10 protein-coding genes are annotated in these 12,113 nt (G+C 65.1%); 1 reads left to right on the plus strand and 9 read right to left on the minus strand.

Annotated elements, in window-relative coordinates; translation table 11 throughout:
* From G3N97_RS10110 to G3N97_RS10125, 4 genes are all read right to left on the minus strand, one after another.
* Nucleotides 1–685: molecular chaperone (locus G3N97_RS10110; RefSeq protein ID WP_205993086.1), on the minus strand; the 685-nt coding region annotated here is incomplete at its 3' end.
* 146 nt (nucleotides 686–831) lie between these two features.
* Nucleotides 832–1,371: a fimbrial protein gene (locus tag G3N97_RS10115; RefSeq protein ID WP_205993087.1), complete on the minus strand. Its 540-nt coding sequence runs from the start codon at nucleotides 1,369–1,371 to the stop codon at nucleotides 832–834.
* Between the two features lie 201 nt (nucleotides 1,372–1,572).
* Nucleotides 1,573–3,666, minus strand: coding sequence for an ATP-binding protein (locus G3N97_RS10120; RefSeq protein WP_205993088.1), 2,094 nt, complete (start codon nucleotides 3,664–3,666; stop codon nucleotides 1,573–1,575).
* Nucleotides 3,663–4,367 carry a response regulator gene (locus G3N97_RS10125; protein ID WP_241030505.1) on the minus strand — a complete coding sequence of 235 codons (705 nt, stop codon included), beginning with the start codon at nucleotides 4,365–4,367 and terminating at the stop codon, nucleotides 3,663–3,665. Before G3N97_RS10125 ends, G3N97_RS10120 begins: the two co-directional genes overlap by 4 nt.
* A 735-nt stretch (nucleotides 4,368–5,102) precedes the next feature.
* On the opposite strand from G3N97_RS10125, the gene G3N97_RS10130 reads away from it, so the two are divergent.
* Nucleotides 5,103–5,651, plus strand: coding sequence for a sigma-70 family RNA polymerase sigma factor (locus G3N97_RS10130; protein WP_241030506.1), 549 nt, complete (start codon nucleotides 5,103–5,105; stop codon nucleotides 5,649–5,651).
* A gap of 49 nt (nucleotides 5,652–5,700) precedes the next feature.
* On the opposite strand, the gene tldD is transcribed toward G3N97_RS10130, so the two are convergent.
* The 5 genes from tldD to G3N97_RS10155 form a co-directional block, all read right to left on the minus strand.
* Nucleotides 5,701–7,179: a metalloprotease TldD gene (tldD, locus tag G3N97_RS10135; RefSeq protein WP_205993090.1), complete on the minus strand. Its 1,479-nt coding sequence runs from the start codon at nucleotides 7,177–7,179 to the stop codon at nucleotides 5,701–5,703.
* A 76-nt stretch (nucleotides 7,180–7,255) separates the two neighbouring features.
* Nucleotides 7,256–8,629 carry a metallopeptidase TldD-related protein gene (locus G3N97_RS10140; RefSeq protein WP_205993091.1) on the minus strand — a complete coding sequence of 458 codons (1,374 nt, stop codon included), beginning with the start codon at nucleotides 8,627–8,629 and terminating at the stop codon, nucleotides 7,256–7,258.
* The gene (gene trxA / locus G3N97_RS10145; RefSeq protein WP_241030507.1) at nucleotides 8,626–9,855 is read right to left on the minus strand and encodes a thioredoxin; all 1,230 of its coding nucleotides are present in this window, start codon (nucleotides 9,853–9,855) and stop codon (nucleotides 8,626–8,628) included. The genes G3N97_RS10140 and trxA overlap by 4 nt, the downstream gene beginning before the upstream one ends.
* Nucleotides 9,856–9,913: 58 nt before the next feature.
* Nucleotides 9,914–11,689, minus strand: a complete 1,776-nt coding sequence (locus G3N97_RS10150; protein ID WP_205993093.1) for an ABC transporter ATP-binding protein/permease — start codon at nucleotides 11,687–11,689, stop codon at nucleotides 9,914–9,916.
* Complete coding sequence (locus G3N97_RS10155) at nucleotides 11,686–12,105, minus strand: biopolymer transporter ExbD (RefSeq protein ID WP_205993094.1); 420 nt, start codon at nucleotides 12,103–12,105, stop codon at nucleotides 11,686–11,688. Before G3N97_RS10155 ends, G3N97_RS10150 begins: the two co-directional genes overlap by 4 nt.
* Nucleotides 12,106–12,113: the final 8 nt, after the last annotated feature.

Here is a 12,113-nt window from a genome sequence, read left to right on the forward strand (position 1 = left end):
TGCCGCTGCGGGCCGCGCCCGCGGCGGGCAGCGCCCAGTCGACCGCCGATTTCGGCGCGATCACCGCCGCGCGCGCGAGCACCGTTTGCTGCGTGCCGTCGAGCAACACCGCCTCGCGCACGACCGCGTACCAGGGCGTGGGATTGTCGACGTGAAGCATCGGCTTGCCATTGGCCTCGCCGCGCGCGAACGTCATCTTGCCCGGCAACTCCGCCGGCGACCCGCTCAACCCTTTCGGTCGGTAAAAAAGCTTCAGACGGCTGCCGAACATCAGCACGAGCTTGTTGCTGCCCTGCGACGATGCGCGCGTGGCCGGAATCTGGCTGAAATTGAGGAAGAACATCGTTTCGCGATCCGACGGCAGATCGCTGCCCGTGAACACGATGCGCACCATCTGCCCGGTGTGGGCATTCATGCGGAAAATTTGCGGCGTGACCGCGAAGGGCGCGTCGGCGGTCTCGATCGTCGATTTATCGTTGCCCGTGTCGAGCCAGACCTGCACGAGATTCGCGTGGGCGTCGCGGTTGTTGAACTGCACCGTGACCTCGCGCGCGTCGCCGGGATAAATCACCCGCGTGCCGACCATCGTCACGCTCGCCACGGCGAGTCCGCTCGCGAGCATGCCCGCCAACATGCAGGCAACGAGGCGCAGCCAACCAGCGGATCTGACAGGTACCTTAGGCATGATGAGTCTTCCTCAAGAATGCACAGCACGTTCTGCCACAATGCGACGCAGGCAGGCCGACACCTGCGTGCCGGCCTGCCTGTCTATCCGTCGATCGTCGGGGACGATGCCCCGGCCGATCTGCCTGCTAGCTGCTCACCCGACTATCAGAGATATTCGAGCGTGTAGTTCGCGACCGCGTTCACCGCGCCCGCCCCTGCCGCGCCGTCCTCGGCCACGTAGCGCGCCCCGTAGGTTGCGCTGGTGCTGGTCGAGCCCACCGGCAGCGTGAGACCCGGCGTGCCGGTTGCGCCCGACATGTCGGCGACGGCCGTGCCCGCATCGTCCGTGGTGATCTGGACCGCGACGTTGGCGGCGTCGGACGTGTTGCCGAGGTTGCCCGCCGTCGTCAGGTTCTGCGCGTTGAACACCACGTTGATCAACTGGTCGCCCGCGGCCGAAGACGGCGCCGTACAGTCGGCCAGGTCGATCGTGAAGGGCGTCAGCCCCGCCGTCGCGCCCGCCGCGTTGAGATCGGTCGTCGCCACCGTGGGCAGCGTGATGGTGGCATCCGATGAACCGTTGATCGTCGCCGTGCAGGTTTCGGCCACCACCTTGCCGGTGAAGGTCACGCTGGTGGTCTGCGCGAACGCCGCCATGGGGATCGCCATCACCGCTACCGCAAGCACTTTCTTGATCGCATTCATCGAAATCACCTCTCCGTGTTCAGGGTTAGTTGAGTCCGCCCCGGGTTATGTTCGTTCGTCCCCTCGGCTTACGCTCTATTTAAAACCTGCCCTGCAACACGGTGATGCCGGGATTGTGTCGGTTTATGTCAGTGTGTGTCCGCGCCGACATGATCGCGCCGCGCGGTCTCGATACGTCCTCGATACCGCAGCGATACCGCTTTATCCGGCCTGCTCGCGCGCACGCCGGATCACGCGCCGCAACGCCTCGCCCAGCCGCTCCCGCCGATACGGCTTGCGTAGCAGCTCGAACGAATTCGGCGCGAGGCGCGCGGCGTCGAATTCATAGCCCGACGTCAGCAGGACCGCCAGCCCCTTGCGTCGCGCCTGCATGCGCGTCGCCAGTTCGAGGCCCGACGGCCCGACGCCGAGCACCACGTCCGTGAACAGCACATCGATGCGCGGATGCGCCTTCAGTTGCGCGAGCGCGCCGTCCGCGTCGCTGGCGCTCAACGTGCGATAACCAAGCGTATGCAGGAAAGCCAGCGCGAGCTGAAGCACCTCGGGCTCGTCTTCCACCACCAGCACGGTTTCCTTTGCGCTGCGCGACGCCGCGCCGGTTTCGTCAGCCTGAGCGCGTCCGGTTTGCGCCGATGCGGCGGTGTCAGCGGGATCGGCGGCACGCAGCCAGAGCTGCACGATGGTGCCTTCGCCAGGCTGACTTTCGATCTCGACATGACCGCCCGACTGACGCACGAAACCGTGCACCATGCTCAGGCCCATGCCGCTGCCCTTGCCTTTCGGCTTGGTGCTGAAGAACGGCTCGAAGACATGTTCGAGCACCTCGGGCGTCATGCCGGTGCCGGTGTCGGCCACCGAGAAAATCACATAGCGACCCTCGGGCATGGGCGCGCGCTGCGCGGGCCCGATCACGCGCTCGCGCGCCGAGATCGTCAGGCTGCCGCCGTTGGGCATGGCATCGCGTGCGTTGAGCGCGAGATTGACGAGCGCGGCTTCGAGTTCGCCCGGGTCGGCGAAGACCGCCGCGATGTCGCGCGGACAGTCGACGCGCAGCGAGATCTGCGCCCCGAGCGTACGACGCAGCATCGTTTCCAGATCGCCGAGCAATTGCGCGGGCCAGATCGTGCGCGGCAGCAACTGCCTGCGGCGCGAAAAGGCGAGCAGACGCTCGGTCAACGCCGCGCCGCGTTCGACCGCTCGCGCGGCGCTGGCGAGCAGCGGCGCGGAGTCGTCGTCCACCGCGCCTTCGAGCAGTTGCAGATTGCCGGAAATCACCGTGAGCAGATTGTTGAAGTCGTGCGCGATGCCGCCGGTCAGCTGGCCGAGCGCATCGAGGCGCTGCGCCTGTGCAAGTTGCGCTTCGCTGCGTCCGCGCTGCACCGCCGCCGCGAGCATATTCCCGATCGATTGCAGAACGTGGCGGCGATCGTGATCGAAATACGCGCGTTGACGCGAGAGCACGAGCATGAAGCCCAGCGATTCGTTGCGATCGCTGAGCGCGACGATCAGCGCATCGGCGTAACCGGCCTCGCCCAGCGACGGAAACGCCGCGCGCAGTCGGCCGAACACGCCGCCGGTGGCATCGGGGCGCACGTCGCTGGAAAGCGCTGCATCGCCTGACGCCGCCTCCTGCGGCTCGACGACCGCGAGCGACACGATCCGCTCCGCCTTCGCGACGATTCCGTCGAGCAGACCGCGGCTGAGATCCGCCGAGACATGCAGCTTCGCGCGCGGACGGCTCGCATCGCCGATCAGCACGACCGCAGACGGCGCATCGAGCGTACGCGCGGTCAGCGCGAGCACATCGTCGATGGCCGCCGCGTAGTCGGCGCTGTCGAGAATCGTGCGGCTCGCCTGCACCTCCAGCGCGTCGTAGCGCGCGCGCCGCAAAGCCTGGCGCTCGATGCGCGTGCCGCTGAGATCGCGAATCGACGCGTTATAGAACATGCCCGCCGACGTCCGCAGCGGCCCGAGCGCCACCTCGGCGGGAAACGACAGGCCGTCGGCACGCAAACCTTGCACCTCGAAATGCACGCCCATCGGACGCACGCTCGGCTCGTCCATATAACGGGCGCGCAGTTTGCGGTGTTCATCGCGCCATTCCAGCGGGATCAGCGACTCGATCGGCGTGCCGCGCATGTCGCCGTCATAGCCGAAGATCCGCGCCGCCTCGGCGTTCGCATAGACGATACGACCGGTGCCGTCGATCGTGATCAGCGCGTCGGGCACCGCCTCGAGCAGCAAGGAGTAGAAGTCCGCGGGCGACGGTGGCGGCAACGGCTGGGCCGCGCTCATGACGCCGTCACCTTCGGCACGAAGAGATAACCCACGCCGCGAACCGCGCGAATGATGTCCGGTTGCCCGTGCGCCAGAATCTTGCGGCGTAGACGGCCGACCTGCACGTCCACCGAGCGGTCGAAGGCGCCCACGTCGTTGCCGCGCGTATGCATCATGAGCTGGCTGCGCGAGAGCACCTGGTTCGGATGCTCGGCGAAAGCCTGCAGCAGATTGAATTCGGACGTGGTGAGCGGCACGTCCACGCCGCCGCCGCGGGTCAGCGTGCGCGAAGTCAGGTCGAGCGTGAAGTCCTCGAAAACAAGCCGTGTGCTTTGCGCGCCCTGCGCAACCTGACGATCCGAGCGACGCATCACGCTGCGCACGCGCGCGAGCAGTTCGCGCAGATCGAAGGGCTTGGTGACGTAGTCGTCGGCGCCGAGTTCCAGGCCAACGATGCGATCGACGGTATCGCTGCGGCCCGTTAGCATGATGAAAGGTCCGCTCCAGTTCTCGCGCAACCAGCCCGCCAGCACGAGCCCGTCCTCGTCGGGGAGGCCGAGATCGAGTATCACGAAATCGACCGGCTCGGCGCGCAGGATTTTGCGCATTTGCGCGCCGTTGCTGGCCGAACTCACATGAAATCCATTTGTGGAGAAATAGCGGCGCAGCAATTCAACAATGTCGACATCGTCGTCCACTACCAGCAGATGCGTGAGCATAGGCAGGCCCGGTCAACAACGTGAAGATCGAGTTTGCGTTTTCAGACAAACCGGATTAATGCATTCTGGATTGTTTCGGCGGGCGTGAACTGCGCTGCCGTCGCATGCTAACTCTCTAGCTGGTTAATCGTATCTCATCGATGGAAGACGTGAGTTATAGGTGGTGCGAGTTGGGTTGGCGAAAAATGAATTGGGGATGTTAGTGAACTTGTGGCGGGCATTGCGCAATCAGTGCCTCGACGAGGCTCATTGAGTCGTCGCAAAGCGATCACGTTCAAAACGGCTTTCGGCTGGCAACTTTTTGAGCGGTCGAATTACGCCTTAAAGATATAGCGATTCACAGCGCTGTGATCGGCGTGTTTTTGCTTTGCGCTGCAAACACCCCGGGATTGCGTCGCCGGTCAGCGGCAGACACTATCGACGGCCACTCGCCGCTGGCTGAGGCAACCGCGACCTTCCCTCCACGAGAAGAACCCGGCTTTCAATGCAGCCCGGAACGGGCATTTGCTATGCGCGAATGATCATTTAGCGTGACTGCCCGGCACTGCGATAATTCATCCTCACTCCCGGTGCCAGAAGCCGCGGCTTGTCGCGCAAGCCACGCTTTTCCCCATTACATTTGTTTTTTGGAATGGCAAACTCAAACCTGAACGTTGCGCGAAAATCGCGTTCACGCAACGCGAATCCGTGCGCGTCCCGTGCGCCTGGTCGCCACTCAAAAAATGGTGTTAGATGATGTCCCGCCCGTCGGCCACCCGGCCACCGCTCGACCTTGTTCAGGACACGCCGCGTGCCGCCTCGCACGGCACATGGCTCGCGACCGAGTTCCGCGCCAGCTACGCCTGGTTGAAATCGAAGATTCAGCGCCGGGTCGGGTCGCCTGCGGACGCTGAGGATCTGGCGTCGTCGTCGTTCGTGGAATTGGCGGGCGTCGACGATCCGCGCACGGTTCGCGAACCGCGCGCCCTGCTGACCGTCATTGCCCAACGGCTCACCTTCGAGATGTGGCGGCGCCGCGATCTCGAACGCGCGTATCTCGACCACCTGGCCGTGCGCGAAGAAAACTATGCGCCCTCCGCGGAGTCGATCGCCGAAGTAAGCCAGGCGCTGATGCTCGTCGATCAGGCGCTGGACGGCCTCTCCGCGAACGCCAAAAGCGCCTTCATCCTGAGCCAGATCGACGGGCTCACGCAGACCGAAATCGCCGAACGGCTCGGCGTCTCGCCCAGCATGGTCCGCAAATATCTCGCGAGCGCACTCGCGAAATGTTACCTGGCGGCGTGAGTTTCACCTGAGTTCCGTGAGCGCCGGGAGCGCGCCGCGGACTCGCTCGTCAGGCCGTGCCGCCCACGGTCATGCCATCCACGCGCACGGTCGGCTGACCGACGCTCACCGGCACCGACTGCCCCGCCTTCCCGCACACCGCTCGCCCCGCATCGAGCGCGAGATCGTTGCCGACCAGGCTGATCTGGCGCAGCGTCTGCGGGCCATTGCCGGTGATCGTCGCGCCTTTGACCGGCGCGGTGATGCGGCCGTTTTCGATCAGAAACGCCTCGGATGCCTCGAACACGAACTGACCGCTCGCGATGTCCACCTGTCCGCCTTCGAGACCAGCCACGTAGAGCCCATGCTTCACCGACGCGACGATTTCGTCGCGCTCCAGCGTGCCGTTGAGCATGAAGGTGTTCGTCATGCGCGGCATGGGCATCACCGCGTAACTTTCGCGGCGGCCGTTGCCCGTCGGCTTCGCGCCCATCAACCGCGCGTTCAGTGAGTCCTGCATGTAGCCGCACAACACGCCGTCTTCGATCAGCACGGTGCGTTGCGTGGCGTTGCCTTCATCGTCGATGTTGAGCGAGCCGCGCCTTCCGCGCAGCGTGCCGTCGTCGACGATCGTGACATCGCGCGCGGCCACGCGCTCGCCCAGACGGCCCGCGAATGTCGACGTGTTGCGGCGGATGCCATCCGCTTCGAGACCGTGTCCCACGGCCTCGTGCAGCAACACGCCATTCCAGCCCGGCCCCACGACCACGCTCATCTTGCCGGCCGGCGCCGCGCGCGCGTCGAGCTTGATCAGCGCCGCATCGACGCGCTCGTGCACGAGCGCCTTGAGTTCGTCGTCGGTCCAGTCGTGCAGGCCGTAGCGCCCGCCGATGCCGCCGCTCGCGCGCTCCCTGCGCGCGCCGGACTGCACCTGCACGCTGATCGCGAGATTCAGCATGGGACGCACGTCGCCGGCGTTGAGCCCGTCGCAGCGCGCGAGCCAGACGGTCTCGTGCGTCGCCGCCAGCGTGGCGTTGACCTCGACGACGCGCGGATCGCGGGCGCGCGCCCATTCGTCGACGCGTTTGAGCAACGCGAGCTTCTGCGCGGCATTGACCGCATCGAACGGCGCTTGCGGCACATAGAGCGCATGTGTGGGCGCGCGATGCATCGCCGACGGCATGGCGCGCGGCGCAGGGTCCTCGCCCGCGCGCCGGATCGCGCGCGGAATCGCGCGTAGTGCATCGGCGTCGATCTTCTGCGAACTGGCGAAGGTCGCCTCTTCGCCGCGCAGCACGCGCAGACCGAAGCCCGCGTCGTAGCGATACGCCCCGCCGCGCACCTGGCCGCCTTCGAGCGACCACGATTCCGCAGTCGTCTCCTTGAGATACAGGTCGGCGAATTCGCCACTGTGGCCCAGCGCCAGTGAGAGCGCGCCGAGCAGATGCGATTCGTCGATGCCGTTGCGTTCGAGCAGCGTGGCGCGCGCGCGTGTCCGCACGTCACCGGCAGGGAGTTGCGGCGAGGCCGCTTGGGGTCTTGTGTTCATGTCGAGCATGTCGTGTGAAGGCGGCGCACTGCTGCGAGCCAGCGCGCGCCGGAAAATGACGAGCGGACCGAGTGGCTCACGTGCCGCCGATCTGCATGGCGTCGATCAGCCAGGAGCCGGTGCGCATGCCGCCAAACGTGCGCGCATCGTTACCGACGGCCTGTAGCCCCGCGAACATCGCATCGAGATTCGATGCGACCGTGACACCCGTGACAGGGAACTGGATCTCGCCGTTTTCCACCCAGAAGCCCTTGGCCGCGCGCGAAAAGTCGCCGGTCAGACGGTTGACGCCGCCGCCCGCCATCTCGGTGACGAGCAGGCCGCGATCGAGTTTCGCGAGCATCGTGGCGAAGTCGTCGCCCGGCATCGTGCGCGTGCTGCGCACGTCGAGATTGTGCGGACCGAAACCGTTTCCTGTTGGCGTCATGCCGAGCCTGCGCGCAGCGTAAAGGCCGAGAAAGAAGCCGCGCAGCACGCCGTCTTCGACCACCAGCCGTCTCGAACCGCCCACGCCATCCGCGTCGTAATAACGACTTGCCATTCCACGCGCGACAAACGGGTCTTCGCCGATGCGGATATGGCCACCGAACAACGGCGTATCGAGCCGTTTGCCGAGAAAGGACGCCGAGCGATACAGCGCCTCGCCGGACGCAGCCGCAACGAACTCGCCGAGCAGCGACACCGCAGCCGCCGGCTCGAACAGGATCGCGCTGCGTTGAGTCGGAATCTGCCGTCCTCCGAGCCGTCCGCAGGCACGCGCGGCAGCACGCTCGCCGACCGATTCGGGCGCTTCGAGGTTGTCCGCTGCGCGCGCCACTTCGCCCCAGTAGCCGAGTTGCTTCTCGCCGTCGGTGGCCGCCACGGGCGCGCACGTGATCGAATGCGTCGACCACGGTGCCGCGCGGCAAAATCCGTTGCTGGTCGCGAGCAGCGTGACGCCCGACATCGTGGCGTAACTCGCACCGTTCGACGTTGCGACGCGTGGATCCGACGCAAACGCCGCATCTTCGGCGCGCTGCGCCCAGGCCATCATGTCGTCAGGATGCAGATCGAGCGGGTGATACAGATCGAGGTCGACGCCCGGGTCCTGCGCCCATTGCGCCTCGCTCGCGAGACCGCCGGCAGCGTCCGCCGCGGTGACGACTGCAAAATCCAATGCCGCGTCAATCGCATTTTTCAGCGCTGCCGACGACAGGTCGGTCAGGCTCGTCGCCGCCCGCCGCCCTTCGCTGTACACGGTGATCGAGATGTCCGAGCCCGCGCGCACGCTCTTTTCGCTCGGAACGCGATCGCGCACCATCGCGAGACTCGACTGCGCACGCGTGATCTCGATGCGCGCTGCGTCCGCGCCGGCGCGACGCGCGAGATCCAGCGCGCGAGCGGCGGCATCTTCAAGCGCTGCCACCGTTTCGACAAGCGACAGTCCGCGCGCGTCGGCCTCGACGCTCATGCCGCCTCCCGCGTCAGGCGAATCAGCCATGCGCCGATTGCGCTTCCCACCGCGCCCGAGTAACGCGTGCCTTCGTCGTAATGCGCGTGAAACCGCCGGATCAGTTCCGGATCGTGCCGCGCCGCCCGCGCCGCGAGTTCGCCGTTGCCGAGCGGGGTCTCGCCACGCTCTTGCGCCTGTTTCCACAACGTTTCCATGAGCGCAACGTGGCGACGGTCATCCTCAGCGGTCCAGCCAACCGTCTCGCGCAGCTCACGCCATTTCTCGCGCGTGACAGCAGCGATCAGATCGGTCGTCAATGCGACGTCGTTGAGCCGTTGCGCCAGCGTTTTCAACAGCGCGACGCGCGCCGCGTAACGCGGATCGCTTTCTTTCGCTTCGACACGCGACAACGCAGCGTCGACCTGCGCGAGTTGTGCGGTGAACGCATCCGTGCGCGCGTCGGTCTGCGCCGGGTCGTGAAGTACGGCCAGCGCATCGCGAACGGCCGACAACGCGGTATCGTCGCCGAGCAGTGCATCGAATTCCGCGCTGTGCAAGATCGCCACCAGCAAGCGGCGATGCAGCACCGAAAGATCCGCACCGGGCCGGACGCTTTCGAGCCACTGCTCGATGAACGCGGCAGCGCCCAGATGCGTGCCGTGATAACTCGACAGCGACTCCGCCACGCCCAGCACATCGGCGGAAATCCCGAGCTTGCTCGCCGCTTCATCGATATCGGTGGATTGCGCCACGAACTGGAGCGCGCCGCTTTCTTCGCCGTCCCACATCGGCTCGCCCGGCGCGGCGCGCTTGCGTTCGATATGCTCATGCAGCGCATCCAGGCGCGCCTGCTTGAATGCGGCCTCGCCGCCGAACGCGTTGGACGCGATGGACAGCGCCGCGGGCAGCGCCGTCGTCGTGCCCAGACAACCGTCGATAAAACCGGCAAGTTGCGAGGCCGAACGGTTGCCCACCACACGCCCCAGCTCCGCTTCGCCTTGCAGCAGGATCAGCGTCGGAATGCCGCGCACGCCGAAGCGATCGCGCACGGGGGCATGCTCGTCGACGTTCACCTTGACGAAGTCGACCTCACCCGCATACTGCTCGCTCAATTTACGGAGCGTCGGCGCGAGCGCCTTGCACGGGCCGCACCACGGCGCCCAGAAATCGATCAGCACGGGGCGGCCGTGCGCGATGACATCGGCCTCGAATGTCTCCTGCGTGACTTCCTTTAATTCACTCATCATTGATCCTTGCGTTATCGCCATGTTCGCCGTTCGACATTTCCGCCGAACGGGGCATTCAAATACGTTCACCCTCTGCGCGATAGGCCAGCCGGACGGACGGGCTGCCCGCAACGGGCGCGCGCTCCGGAAAATCGAGCACGTGGTCGTGAAACTCGAGCAGTTCCTTGCGATGCGCCACGCTGATGATCGTCGCGTAAGGCATGCGTTCGAGCAGCAGCCGATACAGCGCGCGTTCGCTGTTCGTATCGAGCGCGGACGTGCATTCGTCGAGCACGATCGTCGACGGCCGCGCGAGCAGCACGCGCGCGAACGCCACACGTTGTTGTTCGCCACCGGAAAGTCGCGAGCCCCAGCGATCTTCCTCGTGCAGCGACTGCGCGTAGGGTTCGAGTCCGCAATCGCGCAGCACCGCTTCACATTCGCTGTCGAGGTAGCCCGACGGGTCATTCGGGTACGTCATGGCGGCCTTTAGCGAACCTGGCGGAAGATAGCTGCGTTGCGGCACAAAAAACGCTGGCCACGCAGGCCGCGTCACACTGCCTTCGCCATACGGCCAGAGTCCCGCGAGCACGCGCAGCAAAGTGCTTTTTCCGCAGCCTGAGGGACCGCGCACGATCCAGCGCTGCCCGGCCTCGATGGTGAAATCGGGCACGCGCGCCAGTGGTTTGCCTTGTGCGTCCTGCAGGCGCAAGCCGCGCACGGCGATTTCGCCGCGCTCGTTCGCGCGCACCGTGATGCCGCTTTCGATCTGCAGTTCGTCGACGTAGAGATATTCACGAAGACGGTTGGCTTCCGCGCGCCACGATGTAAAGGTCGGATACACCTGCGGAAAGAACGCCAGTGACCCCGTCACCGAAGAAAACGCGCCGTTCGATTTCATCAAGCCGCCAAGCGTGAGCGACCCGGACATCAGTTGCGGCAGCACCAGCAGCGTCGGAATCACCGAACTCACCTGGCCGACCACATTCGTGAACATCATCAAACGCGTGTTCACCCAGAGCGTTTCATAAAGATTCGCCACCACGAATCGAAACGCGTTGCCCAGCCGGTGACGTTCCGGTTGCCGCCCGTCGAAAAACGCGATCTGCTCGGCGAACTCGCGCACGCGCACCATCATCACGCGAAAATCGCCCTCTACGCGATGCTGCTTCGCCGTCAGCGTAATCAGGCGGCGTCCCAGATAATGGGTCGCCGTGAAAATAATCGCCGTATAGGCGAAGGCAGCGAACACGAGGTAACCCTGCATCATGTAAGCCGAACCATTGAACGTGAAATGCAGTGCGCCGCCCAGACGCCACAACACGACGCTGAACGACACCACGCTCACCGGCACGGACAGAAAGCCCATGACGAGTGACAGCGTGTCGTTGACAAATAGTTTGGCATCCTCTGCAATACGCTGATCGACGTTTTCGAGCGCGCGATCACGCTCGATACGGTAATAGCAATGGCGTTCTAGCCATCGCTCGACGAGCCAGGTCGTCAGCCAACGGCGCCAGCGTATCTGCACGATCTCGTGCAGCACGACGCCTGAGATCTGGATCACGGCGCTGATCATCGCCACGACGAGAAACTGTCCCAGCAACGGCGGCAGCAACTGAAAATGAGACCCGCCGATCGCGTCGTAGAACGTGCCGGTCCAGTTGTTGCTCCAGAGCATCACGTAAGTGTGCGTCCAGCTCGACGCGATGACCACCGCAAGCATCAGCAAGGAAATCATCCCGTCGCGCGTGCGCCAATACGGCGTCAGCAGCGCCCAGACCGCCGGAAAGCGGCGGCGCGCGTGCGCGTCTTCGGCGCGATCCTTGGGAAAAGCCCGATTCGCGCTCATGGCGTGGGCCCAGGCGATTGCATGACGAAATTGATCTGGTTGAGACCGCCGCCTTGCAGGTCGGCGAGCACGACCGCTACCTTGCCGTACTCGACGTGCTGGTCCGCGTTCACGTTCACGGCGGGCGGCTCGGCTTGCGCGGCGGCGGCGGCCACGCGCGCTTTCAGCGTGGCGTCGTCCACGGGCTCCTTGTTCCAGAGCACCGTCTTGTCCGGCAGAATCGACAGATCGATGTCCTGCGTTCGCGCGGCCTCCGGTTGCGCCATTGCACGCGGCAGATCGACTTTGACCGCCTTGTTGATGACCGGCAGCGTGACGATGAAAATAATCAGCAGAACGAGCATGACGTCGATGAGCGGCGTCATGTTGATATCGCTGACCACGCCTTCTTCGCTGCCATCGGTAATGATCGACATGGCGGCTC

The organism is Paraburkholderia sp. Ac-20347, from assembly GCF_017104805.1.
Lineage (GTDB): Bacteria > Pseudomonadota > Gammaproteobacteria > Burkholderiales > Burkholderiaceae > Paraburkholderia > Paraburkholderia tropica.